Source organism: Dinoroseobacter shibae DFL 12 = DSM 16493, assembly GCF_000018145.1.
Classification (GTDB): domain Bacteria; phylum Pseudomonadota; class Alphaproteobacteria; order Rhodobacterales; family Rhodobacteraceae; genus Dinoroseobacter; species Dinoroseobacter shibae.
Genome location: NC_009952.1, coordinates 1,990,871 through 2,004,617 on the forward strand (window position 1 = coordinate 1,990,871; position 13,747 = coordinate 2,004,617).

Sequence of the window (13,747 nt, forward strand, 5' to 3'; positions counted from 1 at the left end):
CGAGCGCGACTTATCGGGTCATAAGTCGCTTATACATGGTCGTCCGCGCGCTCTGAACCGGGAAAGCAGGTCCAACCTGAAATGGTATGGACGAACTCAAATCGAAAACCGCCCGTGCATTCCTCAATCTGTGGAACGGGTATGAAAACCGCCATCTCGAACTCCGCTCTCGTGGTGTCAAAAATGAGAACGGTAAAGTCGAGGCCAAGGTCACGACCGAAGATGGTCCGCTAACCGAAGCGCTTGCGTGGAAGCACATTAGTGGCGAGACGTCTATCGGTGTCGCACCCGTTCGCGCGGACAGCACATGCCGCTTCGGCGTGCTCGATGTCGACTGGTATGACATGCCGGAGGATGAAGTGCTCGAGCTGGTCAAGCGGATGCGCACGCGCTGCGCCGCCTTCCGCTCGAAGTCGCGTGGGCTGCACATCTACGTTTTCACGGATCAACCCGTGCGGGCGAAACTTATGCACGACTACCTTGCTTCGTTGCGTCGTCGCCTGCCCAAAAAGGTCCAGCAAAAGACGGAAATCTTCCCCAAGTCGACACAGACGGTCGTAACGCCCGACAACGAGCCGACCTCCATCAATCTTCCGCTCTACGGTTCCCAGCGTGAACTCGCTTGGGTTCTGACTGACCAGCACATGGGCGTGATCGACGAAGCGGACAAGTCGGTTATCCTCGACATGATCGAGAACGGGTGCCGTGTGTCGGCGTCCACGGTCGAGGAAATCGCCCGTGAACAGCCGACGCTCGATCATTCGGATATGGGATACAAGGTGCCTGACAACCCGGCTGGGCGTAACGACCTGCTGATGCGGATCGCAATGTCCATGCAATCGCGCGGCTGGCCGGACACGGAAATGGATGCCGAGATTCGCCGCCTGAATGGCGATACGAATTTCCATCATCTATTCGGAGATGGTCCGCTGCCCGAAGCCGAGATCGCAAACCTGCTCAAGTCGGCCAAGAAGCGCGAAAAAGGCACGCCTACGCCGCTGCACTACCGCATGGTCGAAAAGTTCAACCGCGAGTGGGCTGTGATCGACCTTAATGGGAAGATCGAATACCTGCGCAAATCCGCGCCGGAATTCACCACCTATTCCCGCGATGATCTGATGGCAAAAACGGCGACGCAGCGCGTTCAGTATGGCAAAGGTCAGGTGCCTATTGCCAAACTCTGGATCGAGGATCCCGACCGCGCGGAATATGAAGGCGTTGTGTGCGAACCCGAAGGATATGACGGCCCGGGATACAATGTGTTCCGTGGGTTCAAGTGCGCACCACGCGACGGCGACGCCACGGTGTTCAAGGAGTACGTTCTGAACGTGCTCTGCGGCGGTGACGCCGATCTTGCGCACTGGGTGACGATGTGGTTGGCGGATACCGTTCAACGCCCCACTGAGCCGTCTGTGTCGACCGCTATCGCACTGCGCGGGCCACAAGGCGCAGGCAAATCATTCCTTCAAGAAAAGGTGCTTGGGTCGATTTTTCACGACCGCCAAATCACGGTGGTTCATGAAAGCAGCCGATTGTTCTCCTAGTTCAACCGTTCACTGTTCGGGTGCACCATCGTTGCCTGTGAAGAGTCGATCTTCCACGGCAGCAAGAAGGACGCGGATACGCTGAAATCGTTCATTTCGTCGCCGGGCTGGTCGTATGAGGAAAAGTTCAAAGCGACGTTTCGCGCCAAAAATGTCCACCGCCTGATCGCCACGACCAACAACGAACATGCCGTCCACGTTGAGCGCGATGACCGCCGCTGGACCGTGATCGAGGTTGCCCAGCCGTTCGACATGACGACCAAGCAAGGGCAGGATGCGGCCTATGCCTTCTGGGAGCCTTATCATGCCTTTATGCGGTCGGACGACGGCCCAGGCATCGTACTGCGCTATCTGCTCGACTACCCGGTCGATAGGAAGGCGCTGACGTTCGCCTATGGGACGGCGGCGAAGGCGCGGGACAAGGTGATGTCCGATCCGGTCATTGCCGTGCTGCATGAAATCGCGGAGGACGGATATTGCCCGGACGACGTGAAGGCGGCGGGCGTCGTGTCTGTCAAAACGCTCATGCGGGAGGTTCACAAAAAACCCGGTGGGCGGCGGATGGGCGCGGAGGAAATCGCGGCGCGTGTCGACCGCCTGATCCCGTTCGCAACAAACGTCCGCAACGCGCAGCATGTGACGGGATATGCCCAGCGGGTCGATGATGGCATGGTGACAGTCAAGGCGGTGGCAGAGTCGCGGCAGCGCGGTCGTCAGCTCGGCGCGCTGGCCGAATTCCGCGAGGCGGTCGCGCACGTCACCCAAGCCGACTATGCCGATGGGAAGGAAGAGTGGCACGCATGGTGTCCGCCCGATGATGTCCATGACGCTGAGAGCGTGGGCACAGACAAAGAAGATATTCCGTTCTGACAGGCGGGCGTGTCACGGTCGAGAAAGGCGTGTCAGGGGGTGACGGGCCTTTTTTGCTTTCGGGCGAAGCGGTTAGGGGCGAACGTGTCGGTTGCGTCGGTTGTGACGCGGTGCAGTTTTGTCTCTGCTTAATTGTTGCCCGAGGGCGGATGCGACGCTGATGCGCGGCTTTGCCGCTTTTCAGAATATACTGACACACCTGACACAACTGACAAAAATGCAATTTCTGCAATGGTTTGCTGGTGTGTCGGTTCGATCCGCTGGTGACACAGGGCGACACATCATCGTGGGACGCGCGCTCCCGAGGTGATCCGTTCCCGCTTTCTCCGCCGATTTGTTGCGACGCGGTCGCAACTGGGTCGATCTGCGAAGGCCGATTGATCGTTAATGAAGCGATCGGCCCGAAAAAACTATAATATAACAATCGGTTGTGGGATCGATAGCCCGGTTTTGCAACGTGCTATGCAACGCCGCCTTCCTGCATGGGCATATCCGCGCGCAGATGGTTGGCAAATCCTACATGACTGCGCACATCTGCACACCGCCTATTCGTGGCGCGGCGTGCCACAAACCAAGCGCACCGACACTGCCAAGCAGCAGTGCGCCTCTACGCGAGCGTGAAGCGGTATGACCGGCATATCCGCGCATCCGCACCACCATCGCAATGATGCCTGTCAGCCGCCCGCTCTGCGTGCCTGACGGCGGGCAGCGACTTCAGCAATCGCTGCTTCCCAACTCGGGCGCGCTGGTCTGTGGTTCGCGCCGGGAGGGGCGAGGGCATATGCGCTGACATAGTCGATGCCGATGCCGGTCAGGTAGTGCTTCGCCTTTCCGCCAAAGGCGACAACGGTTGCATTTGGCAGCAACGCAACTTGCCGCACCAAGAAGTTCGATGCGCAGCTGCGATCCGTGGTGCGCCCGATCTCGTTGTCTATGGAACACAACCGCCCCTCGGTCAGCCAGACGCGCCGCAACTGTTCGTCAAAGGTCAGGTCGGGATAGAGTTGGTCGATGAACCAGCGCGTGTTGCGGTGGAACAAATCTGTGCCGTTTTTGAAGCTGTAATAGGCGTGCGAAACACATGCCTGCATTAGCCCGTCTGCACTAATTTCGGGGTCATACCGCTCGCCATCATGCGGGTGGCCGGGTTTGGAAAACACCATCACCAACTCCACATCTTCCGGCGTGCCAGTCGCTCCAACAAACCCCCTCGGAATATGGCCGCTAGCAGGATTCCATTGCGCCTCTCTGCACTGTCCGAAGAAGCGGCAGGGTGAATACGCCTCGGCAAGAAGCGACCTCAAGGGCGAGTTGGGCAAGGGTGGCAACGCAATCTCCTTCAATCAATCGGGCAGTAAACCAACACCTCATTTTCCCACCATTCCACCTAAAGTAAATGCCAACGCTCCCAAGCCAGGTGATACGAAAAATCGAGCCTGACCATACACCTGCGCGCGCCCTGATCAGGCTCACTGGATGGCCGGGGCGCGCGCACTCAAAACGCGGAGCAGAACATGCGGATAGAAGCCGAATCTGCGGACGGACGGGCAATCTTGACCGTCACCACCCTCAGCAGCTCATCCGAGTTGTCCATTGACGACGCCCACGATCTGGCGGACGACTTGGACGCGTTTCTGTCTGATCCCGAGGCGGATGACCATTTTGGTTCATCCTACGCCATCACGGCGGCGGGCAGCGGCCTCAAGGTGTCGACCAAAACGGGATCGTTCGATCTGCAGTGGCGCTGGATCATCCCCGTCATCAATGACCTTCGAGCCTGACAAAACACCAGACGGGTGGGACGCCAACTCCACCTAAAAAACTCCTTAGATCAATGTGTTCCACCTTATTCTCCGGTCGGAGCAGCAATAAGCGGTTGATACATTGTGCATGACGGATCGGCGATCTTGTCATGTCCCAATCAAGAAGCGGGCGTGGCATCCAGCCGCGCCCGCTTCGATTGAGACATGAAAGGAACAGCCAATGGCAGACGACACCAACGCCGCTCTCCAAGCCCTTATCAAGCAGGTGATAACGCTTACCGAGACAGTCGAGGCGCAGTCAAAACGTCTCGACGGCTTGCACGACTTTAACACCCGCATCTTGGACGAGAAGAAAGACCTCCAACGCAAACTCGCATCTCCACCCGCCAACGACGAAGTGACAGAAACGCGCCGCCTGCTCGACGCCATCAACAACCCAAAGCGCGCTGAACCCGACAACCTGACGCCCAAACAGGCAGCGGAGAAGGCGGCGAAGGATCAGGCGGAACGCCAGCGGCTTGCGCGCCTTCGCGCCTCTGGGATCGACCCGAACAATCCGGTCGTCGAACTGACGCGGGCGGAGGCGCGCGATACGCACCGCTACCGCGAAATGCGCGAACTTGCTGCTCTGGCCGGCACGACGTTGCGGGTCGTGGACAATCCCAACCACTTCGACCCGGCCCAGCAAGGACGGCCCGAGATCGCGCAGACGCGTTCCGCTGTGATCAAGGATGCGGACAACAAGCGCGTCTATGTCCGGCGCGATGTAATGGGATCGTCCAACTTCCGGCAGCAGTATAGCAACCTGCGCGCCGCCGGTTTCGTGCCCGTGACGTGGAGCGATCCGTCGGATCTTCCCGACCACATCCGCGAGCAAGTGGAGGCGAATGATGGCAACGCCTGAGGATAGAGCCTGCCTGCAATTCGCGCTGAATGTCGTGTTCGGATTTGGCCCGGAAGACGATCTTTATGTTCTGCGCGACGGCCAGAGATACGCCACCGGCCATGATGTAATCACCGTCGATCCGTCAGGCGACCCGACCGATGCCGTAATAGCCACGCTCACGGCGATGATGAAACTCCACCTCGGCGGCGTCCCGTTTGGACAGTTGCGCGACGACCTCCTGCGGTCGGGCGTTGGGGAACAATTCGCAAATCGCGTGCATGATCATCTGGTCGATGTCTCCGTTGAGGAATGGAAACGCCTGCGCGAGCGCGCGGCATGGTATCGCAACGATAACGCCCAGCCCATCGCCGCCCCAACCGACAAGTCAGGAGACACCTGAAAATGGCGGGCAACAAGGCGTCCGGGCGGCATGGCGTGATCGACAACCACCCGGAGAAAACTTCGATCATCAAGGATATCGTGCTTGGGCGGCGGTCATTGACAGACATCGCCCGCCGGATTGGCACCCACCCGGACACTGTGCGCCGATATCGGGACACAAAGATCACGGAAGAAACGCGCCGCCGCATCATTGCTGAAAATCGCATCGAAGGGATCGAGGCGGACACCGCCATCGTGAACGAGGAACGGATGGACGTTGCCCGGACCTATGAAAAGTTGGCGCGGCGGGTCGAAACGCTGATCACAAAAGCGGAGGAAATCGAGGATGACGTTTTCGCGCTCGCGGCTATGGAAGGTCTGCGCAAGGTGTTGCGGGTGACCTGCTCCCCTTTGAGTCCGCGTTTATAGGTTAGCTCTGTTCAGGGTTTGGTCCTCTCTTGACCGTTGGTGATACTCCCGCGGGGTGAGCCCGTCGAGACTCGAGTGCGGGCGGTGGTGGTTGTAGTCGTCGCGCCATGCCGCAATCATGCGGCAGGCATGGCGCAGTGACGGGAACAGGTGTTCGTTCAGGCATTCCTCTCGCATCCTCCCGTTGAAGCTTTCGACGAGGCCATTCTGCATGGGCTTTCCGGGCGCGATGTAGTGCCAGTCGACTTTACGGTCTTCCTGCCATTTCAGCATCGCGTTGCTTGTCAGTTCGGTTCCATTGTCGCTGACCACAAGGCAGGGGTACCCACGCAGCTCGGCGATCCGATCCAACTCGCGGGCGACACGTGCGCCGCTGATGGATGTATCGACCACAGCGGCCAGACATTCCCGGCTAAAGTCATCAATCACGTTTAGCACCCTGAACCGACGCCCGTCTTCCAGCGCATCCGACATGAAGTCGAGGGACCACCTCTGGTTTGGCCCCTGCGGGATCGCCATGGGCGTCCTGGTGCCCACTGCGCGCTTGCGTCCGCCCCGTTTACGAACGGTTAACCCTTCGTCGCGGTAGAGCCGGTACAGTTTCTTCCAGTTTACCTCCCAGCCCTCACGCTTCAGCAGCATGTGCAGGCGGCGATAACCGAACCGACGCCGCTCGGACGCCAGTTCTTTCATCCTCACCCGCAGTTCCGTGTCGGCAAGGCGCTTCGACCGACGCCGATACACACGCGGATCGATCCCCGCCAGCGCGCACGCCCGGCGCTGATTGTAGCCTTTTGTCTTCATGGCCCAGTCCACGGCATTCCTCCTTGAACCGGGCCTCAGAAGTTTTTTCCAAGCATTTCCTTAAGCGTCGCAACATCCATCATCTGCTCAGCCAGCATCTTCTTCAGTTTGGCGTTCTCAGATTCCAGCGTCTTCAAACGTCGCGCATCTGACACTTCCATGCCACCATACTTGGATCGCCACTTGTAGAAGGTCGCGTCACTGATCCCGTACTTGCGACACAACTCCTTCGCGCCCAACCCAGCCTGGTGCTCCTTAAGAATGCCAATGATCTGTTCTTCACTGAAACGGCTTCTCTTCATCGTCTGTCTCCTCACTTAGAGAACAGGCTAACCAAAATTTGAGGACATTTCAGGGGAGCAGGTCACGGGACATCGCCACCATGCACGGCAAGATGGCAACCAGCTTGTCCGTCGAAGTCACGCTGTCGGAATCGCCGGAATGGGTCACGTTGAAACGGATCATCTCGGAGGTGTGTGAAGAGGTGCCCGCTGCCCGTGAACCGTTCCTTCGCCGAATGCGTCATGAAGTGTTGTCGGTAGCAAAAGAGGAAGGTGGCCCGCTATGACCTGTCGCGAGTTCGAGGGATGGGAGGAATATGGACGCCGCCTTGCTGCGGCCACAGCCGCCGGATCGCCTGAATGGGTGTGCCTCCCTCAAACCGAGGCGGTCATGCTGGCAGAGGGCGGTAGACTCTACTTCACAGGACGCCCGTGCAAACGCGGCCACGTATCGCCGCGCGACGCAAACCGCTGCTGCACTCAGTGCAATGTCGTCAACATGCGCGCCTTCTATGATCGGAAGAAGAATGCCTTTTGACGCTCTCATCCCTTGGGCGGAAGACCTTGAGCGCCGGCTCGATCCCGTCTCGCGCCTCACGCACTGGATGGGGCACGCGCCCGATCCCTGGCAGGTCGAGGCGTTCACCACCCGGGCGACTGAGGTTGCGCTGCGGGTTGGGCGTCAGTCGGGTAAGACATCGGTTCTCGCCGCGCGAGCGGTCGAGGAATTGCATGTGCCGGAATCGCTGACCTTGTGTGTCGCACCTGCCGAGCGGCAGGCGAAAATCATCGCCCGCGAGATTGGGCGGCAGTTGCAGCGGACATCGCTTGTGATCAACCGCCCAACTCAAACCGAACTGGAGATCGCAAACGGCGCGCGGGTCATTGCGCTGCCATCGACCTCGGACACGATCCGGGGCTTTCCTGCGGTGTCCTGCCTGATCATCGACGAATGTGCCTTCCTGCAAGGCGACGGAGGCGGCGAAGACCTGATTTCATCCGTGCTGCCAATGCTTACCGAAGACGGGCAGGTGTTCTTCAGCAGCACACCCGCAGGCAAGAACAACTATTTCGCCCGGCTGTTCCTTGATGCGAAGCCGGGTGACGGTATCCACCGCATCGTTGTGCGCGGGACGGACATTCCGAGGCTGGCGGACAAGGTGGAGCGGATGCGCCGCACGCTCTCCGCGACGAAGTTTCGGCAGGAAATTTTGGTCGAAATGCTGGCCGACGGTCAGGCGTATTTTGACCTCTCTATCATCGAACAGGCCACCAGCAAGACGGAGAAGGCAATATGTCCGAGGCTGTAACCAAACCCGAATTGAACCTCGTCTATCACCCGGATGGACGCGTAGTGAACGAGACCAACAACGATCCTGCCGTGCCGCGCGTCACTGGCTTTTCGCGATACTGGCTGGCCGCAGACCTCGGGCAGGCAAACGATTACTCGGCGGTCGTGGTACTCAAGGACGAGGCTCTGCCGATCATCGACAACGGCAAGTGCATCGTAGGCCCGCGCGAACGGACGGTCGTCTACGCCGACCGCTTCCGTGGCGTGTCCTACGTCGATGTGGTCGATCATCTGATCCGCCTCAAGAACGCTCCGCCGTTCGCCGGTAAGACGGCCCTGTGTATCGACGGTACGTCCATTGGGCGCGTCGTCTCGGACATGCTCTGGGAGCAGAATGTGAACCACCATGCGATCCAGATGACGGGCGGGCAGGATTGGTCGCGGAAAGGCCGCTATGTCAACGCGGGCAAGACGCTCATGATCGAGACCACCGCCGTGCTGTTCGCCTCCGGCGACATTAAGTTTGCCCAAGACCTGCCGTTACGGCAGGAGATCGAAGATGACCTTGGATCGTTCACGACAGCGACGACGGCTGCGGGCAATCAGGTCATCACGCAGTCGCGATCATCGGCTGGGCACGGCGACCTCGGCATTGCCCTGATCGTCGGGGCCTTCGCATCCCACTACCTGCACAGGCAGCACATCGTTGTCTCGAGTCTGAAGGGTTGGCATTGACACTCAAGAAGAGCTCTGCGTCGGCATCGGGGAAGAATCGAGGCAGCAAGGGTTCATATCGTCATACGACATGTTGTGCACGCTTCATGGATGCGTCATATTGGTAGTGCTACGGGTGACACGTCGTGCGAAGCGCTTTCGTTACGCGTCAGAGAAATAACTAAAAACGAGGATAGAATGACGCTGTCTAGCATCGACCCACAATCGGATGCTGCCCCTCTGGCAGAGGACCTATATCGTCATTACCGTGAGCTTGAGCGGACTATCCGGGTAAACGAGCAGTCAACGCGAACGACCTACCGGTCACCAGTAAATTTTATTGAGTCGATGCAAATGCCTAGACATCGATGGTTCCCCTATAAAGAAGGGTTTTCCCCTTCTTTCGTAAAAGAATTCCTCTCAGCAAGTGTCAAAATCGAAGATGGTTTGATTTTGGACCCGTTTTCGGGTTCTGGCACTACTCCTCTGGTGGCGGGAGAACTCAGACTGCGTGGGCTCGGGTTCGATGTCAGTCCATTGACTAGCTTCGTTGCGAAAACAAAAGCTGTGGTCATGAGTGCTGCTGAGCTGCGCTCTTTGAGAGACGTTATCTTCGATTTTGACAAATCTCCGCTTAGGAGCCGCGCGCCGGAACCAAACAATGCCACTGTGCAACGCTACTTCGAGACTGAGGTTTTGGAGGCACTTCTGAGGAGCAAAGCATTCTTTCAAGAAATAGACTGCCCAAAGATCAACGCACTTTTTAAGTTGGCGTTCCTTTCTGCCATTGAGCCGTTTTCAACCCATCGTAAGGCAGGGAATGGTGTAAAGAAGAAAACTAGGTATTCTTGGCCCGTGTCGGATGCGGACTGCATGTCTGCTGTGAAGCGTTTCATGATTCAGAAATTGGAAATGTTCGCAGCGGATATTGAGCATACGCCCGAATTTATCCCCCCAGAATTTCGCCAAGAATCTTGCTTAGGCGATGCTCTATCTGCCGAAGTTGAAGACGTAAGCGCTGTTTTAACGTCACCGCCGTATGCTAATTGCTTTGATTACAGCAAGATTTACATGTCGGAGCTTTGGCTGGGTGATTTCTTCAAGTCCAAGACGGACCAACAGGCGTTTAGACAAGCCTCCGTTCGGTCTCACGTGCATGCTACGTGGGCTGATAGGTACAATGAGTTTGGAATTCCTATCGTCGATGATGTTATTCGACGACACATCGAACAGCAAGACCTCTGGTCGCCAAGAATTGGGAGCATGCTGTCGGGTTATTTTGCTGATCTAGGAAATCTTCTGGATAACCTGAGAGGCAGAGTAAGAAGTGGTGGTCGACTTGGATTTGTTGTTGGGAATTCTTTCTACGGAGGTGTTGCGGTCGCTACGGACCTTCTGCTAGCTGACCTAGGCAGGCAGAGCGGCTATGAAGTGGATGAAGTTCGAGTTTATCGGGGGGTAATTCCTTCCTCGCAGCAGTACCAGAAACTAGGAAACAACAGGAAGTACATGCGGGAAAGCATGGTTGTTCTTCGGAGGCCATAGATGGAGACTGCATCAACCTTGACAGAATTGCAGTGGGGCGCGGAGATCCAGTTCCCGAACAGTCGAGCTCTGATAAGGACGCCTCACTTCGTGGGAGGGCGATACCCTTGTAGGAGTGTCGCTTATGTCCCGCGGATGATCCTCGAAGATCATTCGTTAACTTCAAACAGTTTAAGTGTGTTGGATCCATTCATGGGATCGGGCACGACTGCAATTGAAGCTGTCCGCTATGCGAATTCTGTGCACGGTGTGGAAGTGGACCCGTACGCCAGATTAATTGCTTCAGTCGCAACGCAGAAGTATTCTGAAGATGAGATTGGAAAAATTTCATTCCTGGTTTCCGAGATCGGGAGAGCGTTTGAACATCAATCCCTGTATGACGATTTGAAGCCTAGACTTGCAAACATCGAATACTGGTTTGGAGATGAAAACTTTTCCGATCTGTTGAAGTTGAAGTCTGCCATTTTTGAGCTTACGGATGAGGGGAAAGTACGCGAATTCCTTCTGGCTGCCTTTGGCGATATCATCAGAGCCTGTTCAAAAGCTGAAAGGCAGTCTTTAAAGCCATATATTTCGAAAAAGTATGAAAAGAAGCCTAAACGGGTTTTGGATGAGTTCCTCAGAATAGCTTCTAAGTATATTGATGCTGTATCGGAAAGCCAAAAGCATAAATCTGATGGAATCGTTTGGGAGGGTTTTGATGCAACTAATTTTGACGTTTCAACGTCGGTCGATCTAGCTATAACCTCACCTCCCTACATCAATGCCATGGATTATACGCGATGTATCAAACTCGAGAGCGCATGGATCGGAACCGCGGATGACGATGCGATAAAGACAGTTCGCAATGCCCAGCTAGGTGAAAGGGTGCGCCGCAATCGAGAGGTACGGGAAGATTTCGTTTATTCGATCTCGCGGCAACACCTTGGAGAACTTGAAACGATTGATGAAGCTAGGTTCAAGACTGCGGTAGTTTTCTTCGATGATATGAGGAGAAATATGGAAGCCGTTTTCCGCGCGCTTAGGCCCGGAGGTTTCTACTATATCATCATCGGAAACAGTAGGATTCGAGGTGTAGACGTTCCAACTCATCAAGTAATCGCAGAGATTGCCGGTCAACTTGGTTACAAGTGGGACAAGTATTTCCTCTATCGCATCAGAGACCACCGCACTTCGATCCCCAGAGGGGATCGAGGGGGGAAAATCGAGTTTGAACATGCGCTTGGACTCATGAAGCCTTAACCGGTCGTTCCCTTGTCGACCATAGCGTGGCATCGTCTCTTGTAGATGATTCCACGCTGGCAAGGATACGATGGCAGTTAACTCGCAGTTCCTGTTTTTCTATATCGATGAACTTGTTAAACACCACTGGGTAGACTGGTTGGAAGGCCCGTTGGCCAAAGTGCCATCCGAAGAGCACAGAGGCGAGAGAGGATTCCAGCTGGCGGTCGGGGACACTGGAGCAGGTCCTCGAACTCGTGCTGGAGAAGCTTATCAACTCGGTATTCTCTCCGGTCGCATTGTTCGTCCTCGTATTGCGGGGGCGTCTTTCCCATCTGGTTGGCAGGCGGTGATTGAGGGTCGCGTTCCCTCCACTAAGCTTGGCTACTATTCCTATGTCATCGGAAGGGCGCTTCGCGAGAATCCTTCTGATCCGAATCTTGATCGAGCACTAGACTGCCTCGCAAGTATTCTTATCCTACACATAGGCTTTCAATCTGATGGTCGCTGGTTCAATACAGTACTGCTTTTCCAGTATGCCAATAATCAACTCTCAAGCTACTTGGGACGACAGCTGAACGATGATGAGGTCAGATATCTAGCTGCTGCGGTAATCAATACACTCGACAGTGAGGAGAATGATCTACTTTTGGATCGCTATGTTGCTGACCTACCAATAGAGAGCCTCCGCTTCGATTTGAACGATGGAAAGTCTTTGCATTTTGACCTAAACGGACTTCCCGATATTGTTTCAGACAAGAAAGTAGGGATAAACGATTTTCAGAAAACTAAAGCAGCTCTCTTCTGGGCGGATCCTTCTCGCGGAATCTATATGCGCGCGGCGAGATCGCGAGGAATTCGCCTAATTCAAGAATTGATCAAAGTAGATCAGAGGCTTGCTCAATCAGGCGAGAGCAATTTACTCAACGAAGTTTTGGATTCCATTCAAAACAACGAAAATAATCCGGGCATTTTTTCGGTTGCAGAAGACGCATTTACAGATTTTCCGGGTCTGCTGCGCGAATGGCAAGATCTTGAGGCCGAGCTTTTTGACGCAACCAACAAAGCCGTTGAAGCGGTCGACTTGGACACAGCGCCCCCGATCTGGCTAGCTTCGCAGCATGAGATACGTGGGTCGGTGCCAGCTGGGTCCGACGACGAAAGCGGAAGCGATGAAGTAGATGAGGTTGAGGCAGAAACTGCCGCAATTGAAGGCTCAACTACTGCTACTGACGAAGTTTCCATAGCTAGCGGTACTCAAGAAAAGAAACCAAGCAAGAAAATTGAATTGCCGACGAAAGAAGCTCTTCGAGAATTTATCGAGAGCGAGCTGGACGAAATTTCGGAAGCTCCCCCAGTGACTGCTGCACCTACAGAAGTCTCAGGAAAAAAAGGAAAGCCTCGAGCGACACAAACAGACTTTGCTGCGAAAGAAGCGCGAAACCGCAAGCTCGGTGAAGCAGGCGAGTACTTTGTATTCCAATATGAAGTTATGAAACTCACCGCCGCGGGCAGAGTGGATCTGGCCAAGCGCGTCAAGTGGGTGTCAAAGGATATAGGCGATGGCCTTGGCTATGATATTCGATCTTTCGATCAAGATGGCAATGAGGTTTTTCTTGAGGTGAAGACAACGAATAGCGGAAGAGCAACACCATTTTTTGTATCTAACAACGAAGTTGCTGTTTCGGAAGAAAAAGGAGACTCCTACCGTCTAGTAAGAGTGTTTAATTTTTCGAAGAAACCGAGGTTCTTTTCGTTAACAGGAAGCTTGTCCGAAGTGCTTCAGCTCGAAGCAACGTCATATCGAGCTCGAGTGGTATAGGCAATGCACTGGGCGAAGTTAAAAAACCAAGGTTTGACTGAATTTGAGAGCTAATGTGATGACCCGACGAAAAACCCTTGTTGATCTAAAAGAGTATCCTACCGCGTTAGAAATGGCTCGGGCGTTTTACCGAGAGAAGGGCCACCTTCGACAAAGCAAGGAGTGCCGCGAGATTGCCGATTTCTTGGGTATGTCG

Annotated in this window: 15 protein-coding genes and 1 pseudogene; 14 read left to right on the plus strand and 2 right to left on the minus strand. The window is 55.5% G+C overall.

Translation table 11 applies throughout. The annotated features are described in order from the left end of the window. The first annotated feature begins 86 nt into the window (after nt 1-86). The 3 genes and pseudogenes from DSHI_RS09720 to DSHI_RS09730 all read left to right on the plus strand — a co-directional run bounded on the left by DSHI_RS09720 (nt 87) and on the right by DSHI_RS09730 (nt 2,414). Nucleotides 87-1,544 (plus strand): TOTE conflict system archaeo-eukaryotic primase domain-containing protein, encoded by a 1,458-nt coding sequence (locus tag DSHI_RS09720; protein ID WP_012178579.1) that lies wholly within the window; start codon nt 87-89, stop codon nt 1,542-1,544. A gap of 12 nt (nt 1,545-1,556) precedes the next feature. Further along, nucleotides 1,557-1,751: pseudogene (locus DSHI_RS23100) on the plus strand (primase-helicase family protein); the annotation flags it as partial. An 18-nt stretch (nt 1,752-1,769) separates the two neighbouring features. Continuing rightward, nucleotides 1,770-2,414 (plus strand): hypothetical protein, encoded by a 645-nt coding sequence (locus DSHI_RS09730; protein WP_044027737.1) that lies wholly within the window; start codon nt 1,770-1,772, stop codon nt 2,412-2,414. Between the two features lie 674 nt (nt 2,415-3,088). On the opposite strand, the gene DSHI_RS09735 is transcribed toward DSHI_RS09730, so the two are convergent. Further along, nucleotides 3,089-3,577, minus strand: a complete 489-nt coding sequence (locus tag DSHI_RS09735; RefSeq protein ID WP_245532993.1) for a hypothetical protein — start codon at nt 3,575-3,577, stop codon at nt 3,089-3,091. On the opposite strand from DSHI_RS09735, the gene DSHI_RS22785 reads away from it, so the two are divergent. The 5 genes from DSHI_RS22785 (at nt 3,564) to DSHI_RS09755 (ending at nt 5,873) form a co-directional block, all read left to right on the plus strand. After that, complete coding sequence (locus DSHI_RS22785) at nt 3,564-3,854, plus strand: hypothetical protein (RefSeq protein ID WP_245532994.1); 291 nt, start codon at nt 3,564-3,566, stop codon at nt 3,852-3,854. The genes DSHI_RS09735 and DSHI_RS22785 overlap by 14 nt on opposite strands. Nucleotides 3,855-3,967: 113 nt before the next feature. Beyond that, the gene (locus DSHI_RS09740; protein ID WP_157865304.1) at nt 3,968-4,195 is read left to right on the plus strand and encodes a hypothetical protein; all 228 of its coding nucleotides are present in this window, start codon (nt 3,968-3,970) and stop codon (nt 4,193-4,195) included. A gap of 202 nt (nt 4,196-4,397) precedes the next feature. After that, nucleotides 4,398-5,081: a hypothetical protein gene (locus DSHI_RS09745; protein WP_012178582.1), complete on the plus strand. Its 684-nt coding sequence runs from the start codon at nt 4,398-4,400 to the stop codon at nt 5,079-5,081. Continuing rightward, a complete protein-coding gene (locus tag DSHI_RS09750; RefSeq protein WP_012178583.1) occupies nt 5,068-5,463 on the plus strand; it encodes a hypothetical protein in 396 nt (131 codons plus the stop codon). Before DSHI_RS09745 ends, DSHI_RS09750 begins: the two co-directional genes overlap by 14 nt. A gap of 2 nt (nt 5,464-5,465) precedes the next feature. Then, a complete protein-coding gene (locus DSHI_RS09755; RefSeq protein ID WP_012178584.1) occupies nt 5,466-5,873 on the plus strand; it encodes a hypothetical protein in 408 nt (135 codons plus the stop codon). On the opposite strand, the gene DSHI_RS09760 is transcribed toward DSHI_RS09755, so the two are convergent. Continuing rightward, nucleotides 5,868-6,979 (minus strand): IS3-like element ISDsh2 family transposase gene (locus DSHI_RS09760; protein ID WP_076611556.1). Its coding sequence is split into 2 segments (ribosomal slippage): nt 5,868-6,724 and nt 6,724-6,979, totalling 1,113 coding nucleotides; the frame shifts between segments, so codons are not numbered across the junction. The genes DSHI_RS09755 and DSHI_RS09760 overlap by 6 nt on opposite strands. Before the next feature lie 80 nt (nt 6,980-7,059). Here DSHI_RS09760 and DSHI_RS22290 point away from each other — a divergent pair. The 6 genes from DSHI_RS22290 (at nt 7,060) to DSHI_RS21715 (ending at nt 13,551) form a co-directional block, all read left to right on the plus strand. Then, the gene (locus DSHI_RS22290) at nt 7,060-7,245 is read left to right on the plus strand and encodes a hypothetical protein (RefSeq protein WP_157865306.1); all 186 of its coding nucleotides are present in this window, start codon (nt 7,060-7,062) and stop codon (nt 7,243-7,245) included. 240 nt (nt 7,246-7,485) lie between these two features. Further along, on the plus strand, nt 7,486-8,268 hold the full coding sequence (locus DSHI_RS09770; RefSeq protein ID WP_012178585.1) for a terminase large subunit domain-containing protein: 783 nt from the start codon (nt 7,486-7,488) through the stop codon (nt 8,266-8,268). Next, nucleotides 8,253-8,984 carry a hypothetical protein gene (locus tag DSHI_RS09775; protein ID WP_012178586.1) on the plus strand — a complete coding sequence of 244 codons (732 nt, stop codon included), beginning with the start codon at nt 8,253-8,255 and terminating at the stop codon, nt 8,982-8,984. Before DSHI_RS09770 ends, DSHI_RS09775 begins: the two co-directional genes overlap by 16 nt. A gap of 177 nt (nt 8,985-9,161) precedes the next feature. After that, complete coding sequence (locus tag DSHI_RS22295; RefSeq protein ID WP_157865308.1) at nt 9,162-10,508, plus strand: hypothetical protein; 1,347 nt, start codon at nt 9,162-9,164, stop codon at nt 10,506-10,508. After that, entirely contained in the window at nt 10,509-11,750 is a 1,242-nt protein-coding gene (locus DSHI_RS22300; RefSeq protein WP_157865310.1) for a site-specific DNA-methyltransferase, read from the plus strand. 70 nt (nt 11,751-11,820) lie between these two features. Further along, complete coding sequence (locus DSHI_RS21715; protein ID WP_012178589.1) at nt 11,821-13,551, plus strand: protein NO VEIN domain-containing protein; 1,731 nt, start codon at nt 11,821-11,823, stop codon at nt 13,549-13,551. The last annotated feature ends 196 nt before the right edge of the window (nt 13,552-13,747 follow it).

Bases quoted from the DNA above. Each gene is read 5' to 3' on its own strand.
- DSHI_RS09720 (WP_012178579.1), top strand. From the start codon at position 87: ATGGACGAACTCAAATCGAAAACCGCCCGTGCATTCCTCAATCTGTGG.
- DSHI_RS09735 (WP_245532993.1), bottom strand. From the start codon at position 3,577: ATGGTGTTTTCCAAACCCGGCCACCCGCATGATGGCGAGCGGTATGAC.
- DSHI_RS09745 (WP_012178582.1), top strand. From the start codon at position 4,398: ATGGCAGACGACACCAACGCCGCTCTCCAAGCCCTTATCAAGCAGGTG.
- DSHI_RS09750 (WP_012178583.1), top strand. From the start codon at position 5,068: ATGGCAACGCCTGAGGATAGAGCCTGCCTGCAATTCGCGCTGAATGTC.
- DSHI_RS09755 (WP_012178584.1), top strand. From the start codon at position 5,466: ATGGCGGGCAACAAGGCGTCCGGGCGGCATGGCGTGATCGACAACCAC.
- DSHI_RS22290 (WP_157865306.1), top strand. From the start codon at position 7,060: ATGCACGGCAAGATGGCAACCAGCTTGTCCGTCGAAGTCACGCTGTCG.
- DSHI_RS09770 (WP_012178585.1), top strand. From the start codon at position 7,486: ATGCCTTTTGACGCTCTCATCCCTTGGGCGGAAGACCTTGAGCGCCGG.
- DSHI_RS09775 (WP_012178586.1), top strand. From the start codon at position 8,253: ATGTCCGAGGCTGTAACCAAACCCGAATTGAACCTCGTCTATCACCCG.
- DSHI_RS22295 (WP_157865308.1), top strand. From the start codon at position 9,162: ATGACGCTGTCTAGCATCGACCCACAATCGGATGCTGCCCCTCTGGCA.
- DSHI_RS22300 (WP_157865310.1), top strand. From the start codon at position 10,509: ATGGAGACTGCATCAACCTTGACAGAATTGCAGTGGGGCGCGGAGATC.
- DSHI_RS21715 (WP_012178589.1), top strand. From the start codon at position 11,821: ATGGCAGTTAACTCGCAGTTCCTGTTTTTCTATATCGATGAACTTGTT.